At 69.1% G+C, this 19,514-nt stretch carries 18 protein-coding genes, 1 tRNA gene and 1 other RNA gene; 7 read left to right on the forward strand and 13 right to left on the reverse strand.

Annotated elements, in window-relative coordinates; genetic code table 11:
• Positions 1-60 precede the first annotated feature (60 nt).
• The 6 genes from ACX1D0_RS09350 to pdxS form a co-directional block, all read right to left on the reverse strand.
• Positions 61-882 (reverse strand): ABC transporter permease, encoded by an 822-nt coding sequence (locus tag ACX1D0_RS09350; RefSeq protein ID WP_459017634.1) that lies wholly within the window; start codon positions 880-882, stop codon positions 61-63.
• Positions 879-1,721 carry an ABC transporter permease gene (locus tag ACX1D0_RS09355; RefSeq protein WP_459017635.1) on the reverse strand — a complete coding sequence of 281 codons (843 nt, stop codon included), beginning with the start codon at positions 1,719-1,721 and terminating at the stop codon, positions 879-881. Before ACX1D0_RS09355 ends, ACX1D0_RS09350 begins: the two co-directional genes overlap by 4 nt.
• Positions 1,718-2,644, reverse strand: coding sequence for an ABC transporter ATP-binding protein (locus ACX1D0_RS09360; RefSeq protein WP_459017636.1), 927 nt, complete (start codon positions 2,642-2,644; stop codon positions 1,718-1,720). Before ACX1D0_RS09360 ends, ACX1D0_RS09355 begins: the two co-directional genes overlap by 4 nt.
• 139 nt (positions 2,645-2,783) lie before the next feature.
• Positions 2,784-4,829: a PhoX family protein gene (locus ACX1D0_RS09365; RefSeq protein WP_459017637.1), complete on the reverse strand. Its 2,046-nt coding sequence runs from the start codon at positions 4,827-4,829 to the stop codon at positions 2,784-2,786.
• Positions 4,830-5,033: 204 nt separating this feature from the next.
• Positions 5,034-5,648 (reverse strand): pyridoxal 5'-phosphate synthase glutaminase subunit PdxT, encoded by a 615-nt coding sequence (gene pdxT, locus ACX1D0_RS09370; protein WP_459017638.1) that lies wholly within the window; start codon positions 5,646-5,648, stop codon positions 5,034-5,036.
• Positions 5,645-6,544, reverse strand: a complete 900-nt coding sequence (gene pdxS / locus ACX1D0_RS09375; protein WP_459017639.1) for a pyridoxal 5'-phosphate synthase lyase subunit PdxS — start codon at positions 6,542-6,544, stop codon at positions 5,645-5,647. The genes pdxT and pdxS overlap by 4 nt, the downstream gene beginning before the upstream one ends.
• Positions 6,545-6,628: 84 nt before the next feature.
• Here pdxS and pdxR point away from each other — a divergent pair, with 84 nt between their 5' ends.
• Complete coding sequence (pdxR, locus tag ACX1D0_RS09380) at positions 6,629-8,020, forward strand: MocR-like pyridoxine biosynthesis transcription factor PdxR (RefSeq protein WP_459017640.1); 1,392 nt, start codon at positions 6,629-6,631, stop codon at positions 8,018-8,020.
• Between the two features lie 9 nt (positions 8,021-8,029).
• Here pdxR and recR read toward each other — a convergent pair whose 3' ends face one another.
• From recR to ffs, 4 genes are all read right to left on the reverse strand, one after another.
• Positions 8,030-8,680, reverse strand: a complete 651-nt coding sequence (gene recR, locus ACX1D0_RS09385) for a recombination mediator RecR (RefSeq protein ID WP_459017641.1) — start codon at positions 8,678-8,680, stop codon at positions 8,030-8,032.
• 8 nt (positions 8,681-8,688) lie between these two features.
• Positions 8,689-9,012: a YbaB/EbfC family nucleoid-associated protein gene (locus ACX1D0_RS09390; protein ID WP_459017642.1), complete on the reverse strand. Its 324-nt coding sequence runs from the start codon at positions 9,010-9,012 to the stop codon at positions 8,689-8,691.
• A 44-nt stretch (positions 9,013-9,056) separates the two neighbouring features.
• A complete protein-coding gene (locus ACX1D0_RS09395; protein WP_459017643.1) occupies positions 9,057-11,204 on the reverse strand; it encodes a DNA polymerase III subunit gamma and tau in 2,148 nt (715 codons plus the stop codon).
• Positions 11,205-11,217: 13 nt separating this feature from the next.
• Positions 11,218-11,314, reverse strand: an RNA gene (gene ffs, locus ACX1D0_RS09400) — signal recognition particle sRNA small type.
• 60 nt (positions 11,315-11,374) lie between these two features.
• Between ffs and ACX1D0_RS09405 the strand changes: the two genes are divergently transcribed.
• The 6 genes from ACX1D0_RS09405 to ACX1D0_RS09430 all read left to right on the forward strand — a co-directional run bounded on the left by ACX1D0_RS09405 (position 11,375) and on the right by ACX1D0_RS09430 (position 17,343).
• Positions 11,375-12,352 carry an asparaginase gene (locus ACX1D0_RS09405; protein ID WP_459017644.1) on the forward strand — a complete coding sequence of 326 codons (978 nt, stop codon included), beginning with the start codon at positions 11,375-11,377 and terminating at the stop codon, positions 12,350-12,352.
• A gap of 77 nt (positions 12,353-12,429) precedes the next feature.
• Positions 12,430-13,779 (forward strand): Na+/H+ antiporter family protein, encoded by a 1,350-nt coding sequence (locus ACX1D0_RS09410; RefSeq protein WP_459017645.1) that lies wholly within the window; start codon positions 12,430-12,432, stop codon positions 13,777-13,779.
• 90 nt (positions 13,780-13,869) lie between these two features.
• Positions 13,870-13,957 (forward strand) — tRNA-Ser (locus tag ACX1D0_RS09415).
• Positions 13,958-14,471: 514 nt separating this feature from the next.
• Positions 14,472-14,711, forward strand: a complete 240-nt coding sequence (locus ACX1D0_RS09420) for a helix-turn-helix domain-containing protein (RefSeq protein WP_182799173.1) — start codon at positions 14,472-14,474, stop codon at positions 14,709-14,711.
• Positions 14,712-15,037: 326 nt separating this feature from the next.
• Entirely contained in the window at positions 15,038-16,603 is a 1,566-nt protein-coding gene (istA, locus tag ACX1D0_RS09425; protein WP_459017646.1) for an IS21 family transposase, read from the forward strand.
• Positions 16,600-17,343: an ATP-binding protein gene (locus ACX1D0_RS09430; protein ID WP_459017647.1), complete on the forward strand. Its 744-nt coding sequence runs from the start codon at positions 16,600-16,602 to the stop codon at positions 17,341-17,343. Before istA ends, ACX1D0_RS09430 begins: the two co-directional genes overlap by 4 nt.
• Before the next feature lie 618 nt (positions 17,344-17,961).
• Here the strand turns inward: ACX1D0_RS09430 and ACX1D0_RS09435 are convergent.
• From ACX1D0_RS09435 to ACX1D0_RS09445, 3 genes are all read right to left on the reverse strand, one after another.
• The gene (locus ACX1D0_RS09435) at positions 17,962-18,303 is read right to left on the reverse strand and encodes an ArsR/SmtB family transcription factor (RefSeq protein WP_459017648.1); all 342 of its coding nucleotides are present in this window, start codon (positions 18,301-18,303) and stop codon (positions 17,962-17,964) included.
• The gene (locus tag ACX1D0_RS09440) at positions 18,300-18,845 is read right to left on the reverse strand and encodes an arsenate-mycothiol transferase ArsC (protein ID WP_182782075.1); all 546 of its coding nucleotides are present in this window, start codon (positions 18,843-18,845) and stop codon (positions 18,300-18,302) included. Before ACX1D0_RS09440 ends, ACX1D0_RS09435 begins: the two co-directional genes overlap by 4 nt.
• 282 nt (positions 18,846-19,127) lie before the next feature.
• Complete coding sequence (locus ACX1D0_RS09445; protein WP_182799174.1) at positions 19,128-19,499, reverse strand: YlbF family regulator; 372 nt, start codon at positions 19,497-19,499, stop codon at positions 19,128-19,130.
• Positions 19,500-19,514: the final 15 nt, after the last annotated feature.

Consider the following 19,514-nt stretch of genomic DNA (forward strand, 5'->3'; position numbering starts at 1 on the left):
TCCGGGGCCACCCTGTGAGCCGGCGATCCTCATGTCGATTGCTCCTGCACCACTCCCCGTTCAGCGCAGGAACAGGGCCTTCAGACGCAGGGTGGCCGCCGTCGTCCCTACCCCGATCATCACCGCGAAATAGGCCAGGTGCCCCCAGATCGACGGCCGGATCAGGCCGGTGGTCAGCTGCCGCACCATGTCCACGGCATGCCACAGCGGCATGGCCATGATCACCCATTGCACGGACTCGGGGTACACGTCGATGGGGAAGAAGGTGGCCGACAACAGGAACATCGGCAGCATCACGAAATAGACGGCGTCCAGGTGCTGGAACGACGTCATGAAGCTGGTGGCAGCCAGCCCCACGGCCGCGAACCCGAACGCCACCATCAACGCCGCCGGGATGGCCAGCACCGCCGTCCAGGACAGGTTCAGCCCGAGCGCCGTCGTCACCACCATGAACCCACACGCGTACAGCAGCCCTCGGAACAGCGCCATGATGATCTCACCCAACGCCACGTCCATGGGGCCGAGCGACGTGGACAGCATCTGGTCGTAGATCTTGCCGTAGCGCATGCGGAAGAAGACGTTCATCGTCGAGTCGTAGATGGCGCCGTTCATGGCCGAGACCGCCATCAACGCGGGGGCGATGTAGGCGGCGTAGGCGACGTCGCGGCCGTAGAACGCCACCGTGCCGATGAGTGCACCGAGCCCCAGACCCATCGAGAGGAGGTAGAACACCGGCTCGAAGAAGCCCGTCAGGATGATCAGCCAGTTGTTGCGGGCGATCACCCTCATTCCGCGCGCCACCACAGAGCGCGTGTTGCCCCCGTAGAGGCCGGCGAGGAACGCCGGCACGCGCGGAGCGGGAGCCTGAATGGGAGATGTCATTCGTCGAGCCTCCGCCGGAACGTGCGGATGGACAGCCATCCGCAGACCACCGCGAGCAGGGCGAGGAACCCGACGTGCACCGTGGCCATCAGCAGGCTCAGTGGCTGCCCGTACATGGCCCAGCGCCCCAGCTCGGCCGCGTGCCACAGCGGCGAGATCCACCCGATGGGCTGGAGGTAGCCTGGCAACGTCTCGAGCGGGAAGTAGGTGCCGGAGAACAGGGTGAGCGGCACGACGACGAACCGCTCGATGAAGGACAACTGTCCGCGGTCATCCTTCTGGGTGGCCACCCACGCCATCACCGCGAACCCCACGGCCACCGACAGGAGCAGCCCGACGGGGAGCAGCGCCAGGGCCCGCAGCGGCCCCGCGATCCCGAACAGCACCAGCGCGGTGAGATAGAAGCCCAGCACCGGCAGCACCCGCAGCAGCACGGCCACCTGCACGCCCACCGCCATCTGGGCCGGACTGATGGGCGTCAGCCGCATCGCAGGGAAGGTGTTGAACCACTTGAACCCGCCGAACACCCCGTAGGTGTTCTCCTGCGAGGCCGTGAGCATCGCCGTCGACATGACCAGCGCAGGCGCGATGAACGTGAGATACGGCACGCCCCCGATGCCCTCGCCCTGATCGACGAGGACACCCAGCCCGGCGCCCAGCCCGAGCAGGTAGATCACCGGGGAGCCGATGCCGGTGACCAGCAGCGTGACGAGGTAGCGGCGCATGCGGTGCACGTGGTGCTCGACGACGGCCCACCACCCCCAGCGCGCGACCACACGGTGGTCCGAGGACATGCGGCGGTCGATGACCCCGCTACGAGGCGCGAGGTCCGCGCTCATTCGATCAGGCTCCTGCCGGTGAGTCTCAGGAACACGTCCTCCAGAGAGGAGCGCCGCACGAGCGACGTGACGGGCTCCATCCCCCGCTCGATCACGGCCTGGAGGGCGTGTTCGCCGTTGTCGGTATAGATGAGCACCCGGTCCGGCAGCACCTCCTGGCGCTCGCCGATGCCGCCTAGCACCCGGGCCGCCTCCTCGTTGCGCGAGGAGCCGAAGCGCACCTCCAGGACCTCGCGGGTGGAGTACTGGCGGATGAGCGACGGCGGGCTCCCCTCGGCGACGATGCGCCCCTTGTCGATCACGACGAGGCGATCACACAGCTGCTCGGCCTCGTCCATGAAGTGCGTGGTGACCACGAGCGTGACCCCCTCCTCCTTGAGCCGGAACAGGCGGTCCCACAGCACGTGACGCGCCTGGGGATCCAGGCCTGTCGTCGGCTCGTCCAGGAGCATGATCTTCGGGTTGTTGATCAGGCCGCGCGCGATGGTGAGGCGGCGCTTCATGCCGCCCGAGAGGCCGTCGACGCGGGCCAGGCGCTTGTCGCGGAGCTGGGCGAAGTCCAGCAGCTCCTCTGCCCGCTGCCTGACGTAGGCGCGGGGAAGGCCGAAGTAGCGGCCGTAGACGGTGAGGTTGTCGATCACCCTGAGCTCCTCGTCGAGGAGGTCCCCCTGGGGGACGATGCCCAGCTGCGCCCGGATCTGCGGGCCGTGGTGGTTGGTGTCCAGTCCGAGGACGGTGAGCTCGCCGGCGGTGCGGGTGGAGGTGGCCGCGATCATCCGCATGGTGGTGGACTTGCCCGCCCCGTTGGGACCGAGGAAGCCGAACGACTCCCCCGGCGCGATGTCGAAGCTGATCCCGTCCACAGCGGTGAGGGTGCCGTAGCGCTTGGTCAGCGCGCGGGCGGTGATCACTGGCTCAGTCACCCGCGACACATTACGACACCCCACCGACGATTCACACGGCCTCAGCCCCGGGTGCACAAGGCGGCGACGCAGGGCTGGGCCGCCGTCGGCGCACCTGGCGGAAAATCAGGTCTCCGCCAGGTGGGCCGACGGACTCGTGTCACTTGCGCGAACGGTTGCCCGACGTGCGGGTGACCTGAACGATGGTCGGGCGGGGCACGGCGACCTTGTCACCCACCTGGACCGGGCCGCCGGCGGGCAGCTGATCGGGGAAATACGACGTGTGGGCGTCCCACTCGCCGTCCTCGCCGGGGTGCTGCACTGCGATGAACACCGACTGGTCCTTGTCGTGGATGACCGGTCCGCAGGTCTCGGCGTCGACGGGTACGCCCAGGAACTGCTGCACGCGCCCGCGCTCCGGGCCCGTGAGGGTCACCTTGTGCAGGGCGTCGCTGAGGCCGATGGTGCCGGGCTGGCCGTCGGTCGAGATCCAGAGGGTGCCCTCGGAGTCGAACGCCAGGTTGTCCGGGCAGCTGATCGGCGAGACCTTGTCGGCGGGGAAGCCGGCGAAGTAGGCCGACGTCGAGGAGGCCGGATCTCCACACAGGAGCAGGATGCTCCAGGCGAAGGTCGTCGCCGCGGCGTCGTTTCCTGCCTCGGTCATCTCGACGACGTGGCCGTCGCGGTTGGGGGCGACGGGGTTGGCCTCGTCGACGGCGCTGGTGACGCCGCGCCGGCTGTTGTTCGTCAACGCGAGGTACACCTTGCCGGTGAGCGGGTTGGGCTCCATGTCCTCGGGGCGGTCCATCGGGGTGGCACCCACGCGATCCGCGGCGAGGCGCGTGTAGACGAGCACCTCCTCGACGGTCATGCCGTCCACGAGGGACGTGGTGCCCCGCACGAGGGGAATCCACTCCCCCGTGCCGTCGAAGGCGCCGTCGGCGGGGAGGGTGCCATCCCCGGTGATCTGCGCCTGAGGCGAGTTGCCGGAGTACTTGGCCACGTAGAGCGTGCCGTCCTGCAGGAGCGTCAGGTTGTGCGCCTTGTCGCCCTCGCGGTACTTGGCCGAGGAGACGAACTTGTAGACGTAGTCGTTGCGCTCGTCGTCGCCCATGTAGACCACGGCGTGGCCGGACTTGGAGATCGCGACGGTGCCGGCCTCGTGCTTGAAGCGTCCGAGGGCGGTGTGCTTGACCGGCGTCGACGTCGGATCCTCCGGGTCCACCTCGACGATCCAGCCGAATCGGTTGGCCTCGTTCGCGTAGCCAGGGGTGTTGAGGTTGAACCGGTCGTAGTAACGCTCCCACTGCCGGTTCGTCTGCCCACTGCCGATGCCGTAGCGCCCGTCCTCGGGCGACCCGGTGCCGACGAAGTACTGGTTGAAGTTCTCCTCGCCGGAGAGCACGGTGCCCCAGGGGGTGGTGCCGCCGGCGCAGTTGTTGAGGGTGCCGATCACCTTCGTGCCGGTGGGGTCGGCGTCGGTCTTCATCAGGTCCGCGCCGGCCGCCGGGCCGCTGACCGTGAACTCGGTGAAGGCGGTGATGCGGCGGTTGCGGCGCCCGCCCCTGACGTAGGTCCACACGTCGCCCTGCTTGGCGCGGGTCAGTTCCACCACGGACAGGCCGTGGGCCGCGAGTGCCGCGTCGACGATGTCCCGCTCATCGGTCCCGGGCGGGAACATGATGTTCTCGTTGGTGTACTCGTGGCTGGTCACCAGGTAGCCGGACCGGTCGTTGCGGCCGTCGGAGATGATGTTGAGGTAGTCGCAGTTGTAGCCGAACTGCTTGGCCTGCGACGCCCCGGTCTGCTTCGTGATGTCGAACTCCGGCGAGTCGGCGAACAGCGGGTCGCCCCAGCGGATGATCGGATCCCAGCGGTAGCCCTCGGGCACGGTCACGGTGTCGACCGTGCGGGCCGTCGGCCCGATCGCGGTGAAGGGGAGCTTGCCGCCGCCCTTGGGCGGGTTGCCGAAGTCTGCCGCGGCCGGCCGGGCCATCGCTCCGCCGACGACGATCGCGCCGGTCACCCCGGCACCGGCGCCGAGCGCGGCGCGGCGGGAGAACACGCCGCTGACGATGTCGCGGAAGGACTCGTTGCCGGAGGTATTGGGGGCGGGATGCGCGCAGGCGCTGCCGCACTTGAGTTCGCAGGTGACGGCTGATCGGTTACCGCGGGTGTGGCCGAGCATGGGAAGCAGGCGCTTCATGGAGGGTCTCCTCTTGGTGGTCGGTGGGTCCTGACCATCCAACGCGACCCCCCACCCCACAGCCCCCAACGTCAGGTGACCGTTCGATGAACACTCGGTGACTCACACGCCCCCTACCGGGTGGTGGAATTGAGCCGATGGATGGGCTCAATGCGCGAAACGGCCAATTCGATCGTTCAACTCAGCGCGAACCCATCCATCGGCTCAAACCCCACCCAGCCACAGGCGATGCAGAGTGGGGTCGGGAACGAGCTCGGGGTGGAAGGTGCAGGCCACGACGCTGCCCTGCCGCACCGCGACCGGCTCGTCGCCGCGCACCGCGATGACCTCCACACCAGCGCCCACCCGTTCGATCCGCGGCGCGCGGATGAACACCCCCTGCATGGTCCCCGACGACGGGGCGGCGCCCTCCCGCGGGTCGCTGGGGCGGGCAGCCGGGCCGACCAGGCTGACCTCCGCCTCACCCGAGGCCAGTTGCGCACCGAACGCGTTGCGGCGAACGGTGACGTTCAGGCCCCCGATGGTGGCGTAGCCGGCCAAGGCAGCCGGGTCGGCGACGTCGTCGGCCAGCAGGATCAGGCCGGCGCAGGTCCCGAAGACCGGAAGCCCCCGGTCGACGAAGCCGCGGATGGCGGTGAGCAGCCCGCTGGGACTGGCCAGCCGCGCGATCGCCGTCGACTCGCCGCCCGGGAGCACCAGCGCCTCGAGCCCGACGAGATCGTCGGGCTTGCGGACCGGCCTCACCGACCGCCCGAGCGACTCCAGCACGGCCGCGTGCTCCCGAACCGCTCCCTGCAGGGCGAGGATTCCGACGGTCACCAGCCGCGCTCGGCCAGCCGGTGCGGGGCCGGCACATCGGCCACATTGATGCCCACCATGGCCTCGCCCAGCCCGCGCGACGCCTCCGCGATCGCCATCGGGTCCTCGAAGTGCGCCGTCGCCTCGACGATCGCCTTCGCCCGGCGCTCGGGGTTGCCGGACTTGAAGATGCCGGAACCCACGAACACGCCGTCGGCGCCAAGCTGCATCATCATCGCGGCGTCGGCGGGCGTGGCGATGCCGCCGGCCACGAACAGCACGACGGGGAGCGCACCGTCGCGTGCGACGCGGCGCACCAGCTCGTAGGGGGCCGCGAGCTCCTTGGCCGCGACGAACAGCTCATCGTCGCACTTCGCCGCGAGGGCCCGGATCTCGCCCTTGATGGTGCGCAGGTGCTTCATGGCCTCGGACACGTCACCGGTGCCAGCCTCCCCCTTGCTGCGGATCATCGAGGCGCCCTCCGTGATCCGGCGAAGCGCCTCCCCGAGGTTCGTGGCGCCGCACACGAACGGCACCTCGAACTGCGTCTTGTCGATGTGGTTGACGAAATCCGCGGGCGACAGCACCTCGGACTCGTCGACGTAGTCCACACCCAACGCCTGCAACACCTGCGCCTCGACGAAGTGGCCGATGCGGGCCTTCGCCATCACGGGGATGGACACGGTCTCGATGATGCGGGAGATGAGGTCCGGGTCGCTCATCCGGGCGACGCCGCCCTGTGCCCGGATGTCGGCAGGTACCCGTTCCAGCGCCATCACGGCCACCGCGCCCGCATCCTCGGCGATGCGCGCCTGCTCGGGCGTGACGACGTCCATGATCACGCCGCCCTTGAGCATCTCGGCGAGTCCGGTGTTGACGAGGGCGCGCGTGGGCGCAGTGGTATCAGGTGCGGTCATGGTGACGATGATGTCCGCTCAGACTGGACCAGACAAGAGCCAGATGCCACCCATTCTGATGTACCAGAGCGTATGCTGTGCGCCATGGAGTCCGAGGCACTGACCACCCTGGCGCTCGACCGGGCGCCGGGATCGGCTCCGCTGCCGGCCCAGATCGCAGCCGGAATCCGCAGCCTGATCGCCTCAGGCGCCCTGGCAGGCGGCGACGTCCTGGCCTCCAGCCGGTCGGCCGCCGAGATCCTCTCCGTGTCCAGGGGAACCGTCAGCGCCGCCTACGATCAACTGGTCGCCGAGGGATATCTCGTGGCCCGGGACCGCTCGGGGATGCGGGTGGCCCCCAACCTCTCGACACACGCGCGCCAGGCGGCGCCGCAGAGCCGCCGCCCCCCGCATCGGCGGCCACGGCTGCAGCTGGACTTCAGCTCGGGCCACGAGACGGCCCATCCGCTGGACGACGCGGTGTGGCGGTCATCCCTCCGCGCCGCCGTCGGACCGGGAGGGCCCCTCCTGACTGAGGCCATCGCCCAGCATCTGCGTCTCATGCGCGCCATGGCCGTGGACCCGGACGCGGTGATCGTCACCGCTGGCGCGCGCTCCGGGCTGGCGCTACTGCTGGGCGTGGTGGCGCGGCGCACCGGGGCGCGGCCGCGGGTCGCCGTCGAGAGCCCCGGCTTCCCCGGCCTCCGCCGCGTGCTGGAGGTGCTGGGGGTAGAGGTGGTGCCTGTTCCTGTGGGGCCCGACGGGGTGGACACCGATGCACTCACCCGGTCCCTGCCGCTGGACCTGGTGCTCGTCACACCCAATCATCAGTTCCCGGCCGGCACCGCCCTGCACGCCGCCGGCCGGCAATCGCTCATCGGCTGGGCTTCGCGCACCGGGGTGCTGCTCGTCGAGGACGACTACGACTCCGAGTACCGCCACCTGGGCCCGCCACTACCCCCGCTGTGGAGCCTGGCGCCCGGCATCGTCGCGCATCTCGGCACGTTCGCCGCGGTCCTGGGCCGCGACGTGGCCACGGGCTACCTCGTGGCGCCGCCGTCGTGGCACGACGACCTCCTCGACGCCCAGGCTGCGCTGGGCGGAGGCGTGGCTCCCATCGTGCAGCGGGCGCTGGCGCGCTATCTCCAGGCGGGGGGTTTGAGGCGACGCCTGGCGCGCGCCCGCCGCGGCGCTGTGGCGGCGCAGGGGGAGGTGGCCGCGCGGCTGGCGGCGCTCACGGCACTCCCCCACATGGTGAGGGTCACCGACACCGGCCACCTCCTCATCCTCGAGATGCGGCGTGACGACGCGGTGCGGATCCGGGAGAACTGCCGACGCGGCGGGCTCCTGGTGGCGGACCTGGCCGACGGTTGGGCCGACAACCCGGGCCTCACGGGTCTCCTGGTCAGCTACGGCGGCCACGACGCCGACGAGGTCCGCCGGGCCTTGGCGATCATCCTCGGAGCGGCCGCCTTCGGGCAGCTCACCCCTGGATGATCCGGAACGTCACGACCTGGTCAGCGGCGGCAGCGCCACGGCGCGCGCCCGGTCCGTCTCTGCGTCGAACATGGATCGACGACCCTCAAAAGCGCGCCCGAGGGTGACCTGGTCCGCGTACTCCAGGTCTCCGCCCACGGGCAGTCCGCTGGCGGGGCGCGTGACGCGCACCCCGAAGTCGCGCAGCATGCGGCTGAGGTAGGCCGCGGTGGCCTCGCCCTGGGTGTCGGGATCCGTGGCCAGGATCACTTCCGTGACCTCGCCATCGGCGAGGCGCTGGAACAGCTCGCGCGTGTGCAGGTCCGCTGGGCCGCGACCGTCGATGGGCGAGATAGACCCACCCAGCACGTGGTAGAGCCCACGGAACTCGTTGGTGCGTTCCACGGCGACGACGTCCTTGGACTCCTCGACGACACACAGCTGCGTGCGGTCCCGACGGGGGTCCCTGCACACGCGGCACCGTTCCTCCTGCGAGATGTTGAAGCACACCTCGCAGAACCGCGAGGTCTCCTTCACCCTGCGAAGCGTGTCCGACAGTGCGTAGACGTCCTCGGCGGGGGCGTCGAGCAGGTGGAAGGCGATGCGTTGCGCGCCGCGCGGACCGATGCCGGGCAGCCTGCTCAGCTCGTCGATGAGGTCCTGAATTGGCCCTTCGTACACGGAAGTGGTCAGCCCCCGAGGCCGGGCATGGGCGGCAGCGAGGGCATGTCCGGCATGGCTGCCGCCGTGGCGGCGTCTGCAGCCGACTTCGCCGAGCGGAAGGCCGCGATGATCAGGGCGGACAGGGTTTCGGTGTCCTCCGGATCCCAGGCCTGGGCCTTGATGTCGACCTGCTCCAGATCCCCGCCGCCGGTGAGCGTCACGGACACCAGACCTCCGCCGGCCGACCCCGTGAAGGTCTTCTCCGCCAGCTCCGCCTGGGCGCGCGCCAGGTCGTCCTGCAGCTGCTGCGCCTGCTGCATCAGCGCGTTGATGTCAAAGTCACCGAACATGTGGGTTCACTCCTGGATGGGTTGAGGGCCAGCTTATGCGTGCGTCAGGACTCGTTGAGGTCCCGCACTGCGATGATCTCCGCCCCGAACGCGCTGCTCAGCAGTTCCTCGGCGTTGTGCTCGGTGTCCAGGACCTCGTCATCGTGGGAAACCTCCACGTCCGGAGCCGGCTCGGGTTGCGGGACGGGGGCGGGCTCCGGGGCTGGTGGCGGCGCGACGGGGGCGCCCGTGGGCCGCTGCGCGGGCTGAGCGGCGGGGCCGGGCTCGCCCGAGGACAGGACCGACTGGATGCGCAGCTCCACCCCGATGACCTGGATCAGCGCGTCCGCCAACACGTCCGCGCTGCCGCCGCTGCCGAAATTGTCCTTCGGTCCGGTCTGGGCGAAGCCGAGGTGCAGCACGCCGTCGGCCACGTCCAGGATCTGGGCGTGCTGGCTGAGCAGCATGAAGGTGAAGCGGCGGCGCTGCTTGACCTCTTCCAGCACGTTGGGCCACACCCGCCGAAGTTCGGCGGCGGTCAGCTTCGCCTGGCGGGCCTTCGCTGCCTCCGACGGTGGCGCGGCCTTCGCCGGCGCGGGCGCTGGCGGCGCCACCGAGTGCTCCGGGGGGGCGCCGGCGGGACGCTGGCGGGGCGGCTCGGCGGGCGGCCGCCGCTGCTCGGGCTCCTGTGCTGCGGGGCGCTCCGGCGGCGCGGGGGCGCGGTGCGGTGCGGCGGCGGGCGACTCGGGCGCTGCGGGGGCGCGCTGCGTCACAGGCGTCGACGCCGGGGGCTCGGTGGCCGGCGTCGACGGCTCCGCGGCGCCCATCATCCCCACGCGGCGTTCCAGCCGATCCATCCTGGCCGGCAGTCCACGCTCACCGGCGTCCGCGCCGGGCAGCAGCACCCGTGCGCACATCAGCTCCAGGTGCAGGCGCGGCGCGGTGGTGCCCCGCATGTCCGTGAGCCCCGTCGCGATCACCTCCGCGGCGCGGGTGAGTTCACCGGCGCCCAGGCCCGCCACCTGCGTCTGGAGGCGCTGTGCCTGATCCGCCGCCACGTCCAGCAGCCCGTTGGTGGCCGCGTCGGGAACGGCCGACAGGATGACGAGGTCCCGGAGGCGACGCAACAGGTCCTCGGCGAACCGGCGGGGGTCCTGACCCACGTCGATCACCTTGTCCACGGTGCGGAACACCCCTGCCGCGTCGCCCGCGGCGAACGCGTCCATGATCTCGTCGAGCAGCGCGTCGGGCGTGTAGCCCAGCAGGGCAGCGGCCTGCATGTAGCTGACGCCCTCCTCCCCCGAGCCGCCGAGCAGCTGATCCAGCACCGAGAGCGAGTCCCGGACCGAACCACCCCCGGCGCGGACCACCAGCGGGAGGGCGGTCTGGTCCACCATGACGCCCTCGGTCTGACAGATCTCGGCCAGGTAGTCACCCAGCACGCGGGGCGGCACGAGGCGGAACGGGTAGTGGTGCGTGCGGGACCGGATGGTGCCGATGACCTTCTCCGGCTCCGTGGTGGCGAAGATGAACTTCGTGTGCGGTGGCGGTTCCTCCACCAGCTTGAGCAGCGCGTTGAACCCCTGCGGCGTCACCATGTGCGCCTCGTCGATGATGTAGATCTTGTAGCGGCTCGCCACCGGGGCGAAGTACGCGCGCTCACGGAGGTCCCGGGCGTCGTCGACACCTCCGTGGGAGGCTGCGTCGATCTCGATCACGTCGATGGACCCGGGGCCGCCCCGCGCCAGGTCCTGGCACGACTCGCACTGTCCGCAGGGGGTGGAGGTGGGCCCCTTCTCGCAGTTGAGGCAGCGCGCCAGGATGCGCGCCGAGGTGGTCTTCCCGCAGCCCCGCGGGCCGGAGAAGAGGTAAGCGTGGTTGACCTTGTTGTTCTCCAGCGCCCGCTGCAGCGGCACGGTGACGTGGTCCTGGCCGATGAGTTCGGAGAACGTGTCCGGGCGGTAGCGGCGATACAGGGCCAGGGGCGCCGCCGGGGACTCGCGACGGGGGGTGTGGTCCAGCTTCGACGGCGGCACGTGCAGGGCCGGGGCATCCTCCACCGGGTCCGGAATCTCATCGAAGAGGCCCGGCCCCTCCATGGGCTCGAACCCGGGCTGGTCAGCCGCTCCGAGCGCCTGATCGCTGATCAGGGCGTACTCGTCCTCGTCGTACTCGTCGTCCACGCGACCCACCCTATTCCAGAGGCACGACATTTCCAGGGGCAAAGAAAAGGGCCCCTCGCGCACCCGGAAGAGCTCACTTACCCTTGCTGCCTTCCGACCCTGGGGGAGTTGGGCGAGGTACCGCCGCGCGAGGAACCGGGGCCAACTCTACCCCATGCATCGGCGGGGCCCTGTCGACGTTCCTGGCCTAGGCTCGCGTCATGGTGAGCAGGGTGGATCCGGTGATCGCGCAGGTGTGGCGGGGTGGGCATCTCGAGTGCCTGCATCACGGCGCGGTGGTGGTGACGGCGCCGGACGGAACCGTCCGCTTCGCCGCGGGCGACACCTCCTCCCAGATCCTTCCGCGCTCGTCGCTCAAGCCGCTGCAGGCGGTCGCCATGCTGCGCCACGGGCTCGACGTCGACGGCGCGGAACTGGCCCTGGTCGGCGCCTCGCACTCCGGGGAGACGTTCCACCTCGACGGCGTGCGCAGCATCCTCGAAGGGGCGGGCCTGTCCCCCGCAGACCTCCAGACCACGCCGGGGCTGCCGCTCGACGCCGGGGCCCAGGCCGCCTGGCTGGCGGACGGGCACGGACGGGAGCCGCTGGCGCACAACTGCTCCGGCAAGCACGCCGGCATGCTGCGGACCTGCGCGCGGGCGGGCTGGCCGACCGACTCCTACCTCGACATCACCCATCCGCTCCAGATCCTCTCGCGCGAGGTCATCGCCGAGCTGGCCGGCGAGGCCGTGGGCGAGCCGGTGGTCGACGGGTGCGGCGCCCCCGCGTTCGCCGTCAGCCTGGCCGGCCTGGCACGGGCATTCGGCCGCCTGGCCGGGGCACCCACGGGGCCGGAACGACGGGTGGGCGACGCCTTCCGCGCGCACCCCGAGTACGCGTCGGGCACACGGCGCGACGAGGTGGTCCTGCACCGCGAGATACCGGGGCTGGTGTGCAAGGTGGGCGCCGAGGGCTGCTACGCGATCGGGCTGGCCGACGGCACGGGGGTCGCGGTGAAGGTGGGCGACGGCCACCACCGGGGCACGGTCGCGCCGGTGGTGGCCGTGCTGGCCGCGCTGGGCCACGACACGCCGGCGCTGAGGGCTCTGGACCCGGAACCGGTGCTCGGCCATGGCAGGCCCGTGGGCCGCGTCGTCGTGGACCCCGATCTTCGGGCCGTCTTGCGCTCGGCGCTCTGACTGGCACCGCCGTCGCCCTCCGCGCAGGCGTCCGATAGTCTGCGCGCGCTCCAGTCCTTCTCTCCCAGGGGTCCGCCATGAACGCCGTCGTGCTGTCTGTTGTCGTGATGCTCGTGCTGTCCGTCCTGCGTGTGCACGTCGTGCTGGCGCTCTTCCTCGGCGCCCTCGTCGGCGGCCTGCTGGCGGGCCTCGGCCTCGAGGGCACGATGGTGGCGTTCCAGGAGGGACTGGCCGGAGGCGCGAAGATCGCCCTGAGCTACGCGCTCCTCGGCGCGTTCGCCATGGCTGTGGCGCACTCCGGCCTGCCCCAACTGCTGGCGAGCTGGCTGATCCGCAAGCTCGACGCGGACGACCTCAGCAGGTCGCAGAAGGTCACCCGGTGGACCACCGCCGGCCTGCTGACCGGGATCCTGGCGATGGCGATCATGAGCCAGAACCTCATCCCGGTGCACATCGCGTTCATCCCACTGCTGATCCCGCCGCTGCTCATCATCATGAACCGGCTGCGCCTCGACAGGCGGGCCGTGGCCAGCGTGCTCACGTTCGGCCTTGTCACCACCTACATGTTCCTGCCCATCGGATTCGGCAAGATCTTCCTCAGCGACATCCTCTACGGCAACATCATCGCCTCCGGTCTCGACGTCAGCGGCGTCAACGTGATGTCCGCCATGGGAATCCCGGCGCTGGGCATGGTGATCGGCCTTGTCGTCGCGGTGTTCGTCACCTACCGGCGGCCCCGCGAGTACGACCGGGACGCGGTGGTGGACCACGACGCACCGTCAGAGATCAAGGGCTACCGCATCGCCATTGCACTGGCCGCCATCGTCGCCTCCTTCGGCGTGCAGGTCTGGCTGACCTTCGCGGGATCCGCTGCCGATCCGCTCCTGGTGGGCGCTCTGCTCGGGCTGTGCCTGTTCATCATCACGGGTGCCGTGAAGTGGCAGGACGCCGACGAGGTCTTCACCGGCGGCATGCGGATGATGGCATTGATCGGGCTGATCATGATCGCCGCGCAGGGCTTCGCGTCGGTGATGCGCGCCACTGAGCAGATCGCGCCCCTCGTGGAGGGCTCTGCCGCATTGTTCGGCGACAACCGGGGCATGGCCGCGTTCGCGATGCTGCTGGTGGGTCTGCTGGTCACGATGGGCATCGGCAGCTCGTTCTCGACGCTTCCGATCATCACGGCCATCTACGTGCCGCTCTGCATCTCGTTGGGATTCTCGCCCGTGGCCACCGTGGCGATCATCGGCACGGCCGGAGCCCTCGGCGACGCGGGCTCACCCGCCTCCGATTCCACGCTCGGCCCCACCGCCGGTCTGAACGCGGACGGCCAGCACGACCACATCCGCGACACCGTCATCCCCACGTTCCTGCACTTCAATCTGCCGCTGCTGGCGGCAGGCTGGGTCGCGGCGATGGTGCTCTGAGCCTCCGCGGCACAACCGCGGGGGACGGTGCAGGCACGGGTCCTCCCCCGACTTGAGAGGTCAGGACCCGCTCCGGTAAGGTCTCGCCTTGGAGGATTCGCCTAGAGGCCTATGGCGCTCGCTTGGAAAGCGGGTTGGGTTAACGCCCTCACGAGTTCGAATCTCGTATCCTCCGCCACCACGATTCCCGCTCTGACTAGGGCGGGAATCGCCATTTCTGGGGCACAGCGGGGTGCCAGACGCGATTCGTGCCCCGAATGTGCCCCGAGTTTTTCGGGAGTGCGTGCGCTTCGTGGGGGCACTCGTATCATTTTCCTGGGTGCGATGGACAGGGGAGTCCCGCATTCAGGCGCCAGGACCCCGCGGCCGCACAGCGCTACATGCCTGGGCGCGCCGGGCATCGTTGACAGGTCGGTGGTCAGGATGGTGCTTGCGTGGACGGACGTCTCCGGTCAGGCAGCTCCCACGGGAGGCGGGGTCGGCTGTCGACACATGTCCGGTTGGTGCCTGGTGATGGTCCTCCGCCTCGCGCCTCGGTGGCCTGCTTGGGCACCGAGTGGGCACCAAGGCCCGGAGTAGGGCGCCGTTGCTCACGCTGTGTCCAGCTCCGGGCCGGGTTCTTACTAGCAAGAGAACACAGCGAGGGGGGGCACCACCGAATCTCGCGCCCTGCCATCAAAGGAGTTGTCGTAATGGCCGTCGCTACGCATCCCGAAGCCAGCAAGTATCCCAGCGCCGAGTGGCTATCCCTTCAACAGGCTGCTCTCTACTACGGAGTAAGTGTTGACACTCTACGTCGTCGTATCTCCGCTGGCCGTCTGCCAGCAGCCCGGTTTGGAGTGCGGCTGATCAGGGTGCGTGTTGAAGACCTCGATCGCTTGTTCCGGCCCATCCCCGTCGGAGATGCCCTCGTCAGGGCCCACGCATCCTGAGAGCCCCCCGACAACTGCGAGGGTCTGACCCGCGCATCCTGATGGCCATCACCGTCTTCCTGTTCGTCCTCAGGAGTCGGGGCCGTGTCGCCCGTTCCTCTGTCGGGCCCAGGCACGGGGACGCTCAAGCGCCAACAACCGACCGAATCGGTGCTGGCTGAGTATTCGGTCTTCTGAGCGCCAGCGGTATTGCGGTTGAGCGCCATCCGTCGCCGTGCGGGTTCGTGGGGTTGAGCGCCACCGGTTCGTGTCGGTGAGCGCCGGGTGCGGGGTTCGTAGGCTCCTCCTGCCGTGTGGCCTATCACGCGGCAGAAGGAGTGATTGGGATGGTACGCAAGATCAAAGCGAAGCTGGTGCTTCGGCTCCGCGAGGAGGGGTTCTCGGGCAGGCAGATCGCCGCGCAGGGCATGTCACGCCATAGCGTGACCGCGGTCATCGAGGCCGCCGAGCGGGAGGACGTCGGCTGGGACGACGTCGCCGACCTGGACGAGGCGCAGGTGTATGCCCGTCTGTTCCCGGGCCGCGGGGAGCATGAGAGCGTCCATGCGCAGCCGGACTGGCCGTCGGTGCATCGCGAGCTCGCCCGGGTCGGGGTGACGTTGAAGCTGCTCCATGGCGAGTACGTCGACCGATGCCGCGTCGAGGGGTCGACGGCGATGGGCTATGACCGGTTCTGCAAGAACTATCAGCAGCATGTCCTGGTCAGCGGGGCCGCGTCGCGGATCGGTCACAAGGCCGGGCAGAGCATCGAGGTCGACTGGTCCGGGCCGACGATGCAGCTGACCGATCCGGTGACCGGGCAGCAGCAGCGCGTCTACTTGTTCGTGGCCACGTTGCCGTTCTCCCGCTACGCGTTCGTCGAGCCGGCCCTGGATATGCGGCAGGACACGTGGCTGCGGGCGCATGTGGCGATGTTCGACTGGTTCGGCGGCTCCGTCCCGCGGATCGTTCCAGACAACCTGAAGACCGGCGTGATCAAACACCCCGCCGAGGGTGAGGTGGTCCTCAACGACGCCTACCGGGAGTTGGCTGCGCACTACTCGGCTGCGGTGCTACCCGGCAGGGTCCGGAAACCCAAGGACAAGGCCAGCGTCGAAAACACCGTCGCGCATGTCGCGACGTGGGTGATCGCCGGGCTCCGGGACCGCCGCTTCGCCACGCTGCCCGAGCTGCGCGCCGCGATCTACCAGCGGGTGGAGGCCTACAACCGTGAACCCTTCCAGAAACGCCAAGGCTCCCGGCTGAGTGTGTTCGAAGCGGAGGAGAAGCCGCTGCTGCGGCCGCTGCCCGCGGTCGCGTTCGAGATCAGCCGCTGGGTCTACGGGCGACGAGTCCAGAAGAATGGGCATGTCGTGTGGGAGAAGAACTTCTACTCCGTGCCGTATTCGCATATTGGTCGCAGTGTCGATCTGCGGGTCACCGACACGATGCTCGAGGTGTTCACCGGTCACACGCGGCTGACCAGCCACCTGCTCGCACCACCAGGCGTGTTCAACCAGTACCGCACCCACGACGCCGATCTGCCCGAGGGGCCGCGCTACCGGCAATGGGACGCGGCCAGGGTCCGCCAGTGGGCGGGCCGGGTCGGGGAGAACACGCTGACCGTGGTCAACCGGATCTTCGAGTCCGTCCCGGTCGATGAGCAGGGCCTCGATGCCGCGCTGGCGGTCCTGCGGCTCACTCGCCGCTACTCGACTGAACGCCTCGAAGCAGCCTGCCAGATCGCCTTGGCGTCCAGGGTCCGCTCGCCCCGCTACGCCCATCTGAGGCCGATCCTGGAAACCAACCAGGACCACACCCGCAGCCGAGGGCCGGGGATCGAACCGGAGAACGGCGGCGGTGGGCCGGTCGGGTACGTGCGTGGGGCCGACTACTACGGAGGCGCACGATGACCCGGATCGATACCGAGACCAAACGCAAGCTCCGCGAGATCGGCGCCACCTGCCTGGTCGACGCCCTGGAAACCCAGGACGACACCCTCACCCTCGGGATGGTGTTCGAAGAACGCATCAAGCTGGCCGTCGACGACGCCCACGCCACGTTCACCCACGGCAAGGTCGAAGGCCTGATCCGCCGGGCGGGGCTGCGTTACCCGAACGCGGACTTCCGCCGCCTCGACCTGGTCGAACAGCGTGGCCTCGACCGCGGGGTGATTGCCCAACTGGGCACCTGCACCTTCATCACCAGACAGCAGAACGTCGTGTTCCAAGGCTTCACCGGATCCGGGAAGTCCTACCTCGGCTCCGCGCTGGCGAAACAGGCCTGCCAGCACCGGTATCGGGCGCACTACATACGCATGCCCGACCTCGAAGAGGCCTGGGCTGCGGCCAGGGACCGGCCCGCCGGGAAGGAGAAGTTCCTCCGCAAATACGCCGCGTTCACGCTGCTCGTGATCGACGAATGGCTCCTCGACCCGCCCGACGACAGCACCCGCAGCATGCTCCTGGAACTGCTTGAACGCCGCTACGACGCAGTCTCCACCGTGTTCTGCACCCAGTACGCGAAGAAAGACTGGCACCAGCGCCTCGGCTCCGGAGTCCACGCCGATGCGATCATGGACCGCATCGTCCACAACACCATCTGGATCGAAACCGGCGGCACCAACATGCGCGAACACACCGCCACCGCATAACCCAGAGCCGGTGAGCGCCACCACGACCCCCGGTGGCGCTCACCGGCACTACCCCCGGCGCTCGACCCCAATATCCAGTGGCGCTCAAGCGCGATAACCAACGGCGCTCACACGGTCAAATACTCACTGGCTGACAGTCTCGCCGATGGCTACATCCCGCGCGAGGGGTATCTCGAGAGGCTCAGCCTGCTTCAGGAGAAGCAGGACCAGTGATCCTGCCCCGGCTGCCGAGGCATGAACCCTGGCTGCCGCAGGCGGGGGCTCTCGCGTCGCTGCGGGGGCGACAGTCATCAGATGTGCGGATGCCATGAACACGCTCGCGACGGACAGGATGAGGCCGCGCGGGGAGTCCGCGCAGAGGATCAGCAGCCGTGGGGCTCATGAAACATCTAACTCCCCGTGCCCGAGCATGCGAACAGGTCGGCAGTATCCGGACCCGACCGGCTGGCCGGCCCGAGCCGCCGCCGAGTCCTCGCCCATCAGGAGGGACGCCTCCCGAAATTGCCGGGCCGATGGTTTGCGTCAGCTTCCCTGCCGCTGATCAGCCCTTCCTGATCGATCAAGCCACCCGTCGGCTCCCATTCGGGCCAAGAAGGTGACTGGAGACGGCGGGCTTGCTCATTGCTCGCAGCTCGACACGAACTCCGCTATAGGCCCGAGCGCTCCTGCGCGGAGTTGGTAGTGCACCCAGCGGCCACGCTGGTCTCGTTCGAGAAGTCCGGATTCGACCAGCTTCTTGAGGTGGTGGGACAGGGTTGGCTGAGAGATGCCGAGTGCGTCGGGCAGGTGGCAGGCGCAGGCCGTGGTGTCTGGGGAGTCTGCAACCAATCGGAGCAACCTGAGCCTGACTGGATCTGCGAGCACTTTGAGCACGGCGGCCAGCCGCTCCGCGTCGGTAGCCGACATGAGTGCGTCATTGCTGGCGGGAGCGCACTCGAGGAGGGGCAGGGTACGGATCATGTCGAGAGCTTTCTCGTACTGCGTGCTGGTTCGTTGCGGCTGGAGGAGTTCGCCACCTGGCCCTGGAGCGGGTTCCCTCCGGTCATGCCCATCTCATCAAGGAGGTCGTGGACCCGCTCCGCGATGTCGTCTCGCATCAGCCGGACGCGATCTAGCCCCTCGATACCCTGATCTGCGGGGTCCGGGATGACCCAGGTGTCGATCGTTGCGCGCATGCCCTCGACGGCCTCCACACGGGCCTCGCTTCCAAGCACGATGATGCGGTCTGCGTCGGTCAGCATCTCTGGTTCGAGCCGGGTCGGAACCTGGTCGGACATGTCCGCGCCGAGTTCCGCGACCGCAGACGCGGACAGGTCGTGCACCTGCGCGTCCGGTGCAGTTCCTGCTGATCTGACGTTGACGCGCTCACCTGCGCCCTGCCGCATGATTGCGGCGGCGATCTGCGATTTGCCGGCGTTGTGGACGCACACGAAGAGGACGGTAGGCCTAGCCCGCTCAATGGGGGAAGGCTTCACCGACGTGTCAGCGGCCGCGAGATCCATCAGGTCCTCCCCTTGCACATCGACGGCTATCGATACGAACCATACCCCCATTCGCAACCGACCAAAGAATGCCCGCAGCCCTGGGACAGCCTTCTAGGCCGGCTTCAGTGTCACGCTGGTGTCGTAGAAGCTGACGCTTCCCCCCACAGGGCCGATCAGGCAGGTGTTCTTCAGGGTCGGGTCCGTCCACATCGCCGCGTTGGCGTGGACACCCTTGCGGCGCCGCTCCTCGCCCTCGACGACATGGCCGTTCGTGAACCACGAGGGCAGCGGTTGGCGAGTTCAGCAGCCGGAGGCTGGTGCGATCAGGCTCGGGTAGTCCGCGCCGAGTGCACCACTCACCTCACGAGCCACCGTGGGCAGGTAGGCCTTGACGGCGTTGGTGGCCCGCAGGTGGTTCATGATGACCTCGTTGGCCCGGACCTTCTCCTGGCTGCGGCGCAGCTGGTTGACCTGTTCCTGGCTCGGTGGCAGTCCGGCCTGTTGCGTCCGTACGAGACTGGCCTGCGGGCCACGGAGGGCCATCATGGTCTGTTGCGCCTCAAGGTCGTCGGCCAAGGCGTCGGTTGCGGCCCGGTAGGCGGCTACGGCGGGGGCTTGGCGGAGTGCGCGGCCGAACGTCAGGGCAGCGTCGTGGAGATCGGGGGTCAGCATGATTGCCTTCTCCTG

It is taken from the genome of Tessaracoccus pujii (assembly GCF_054483895.1).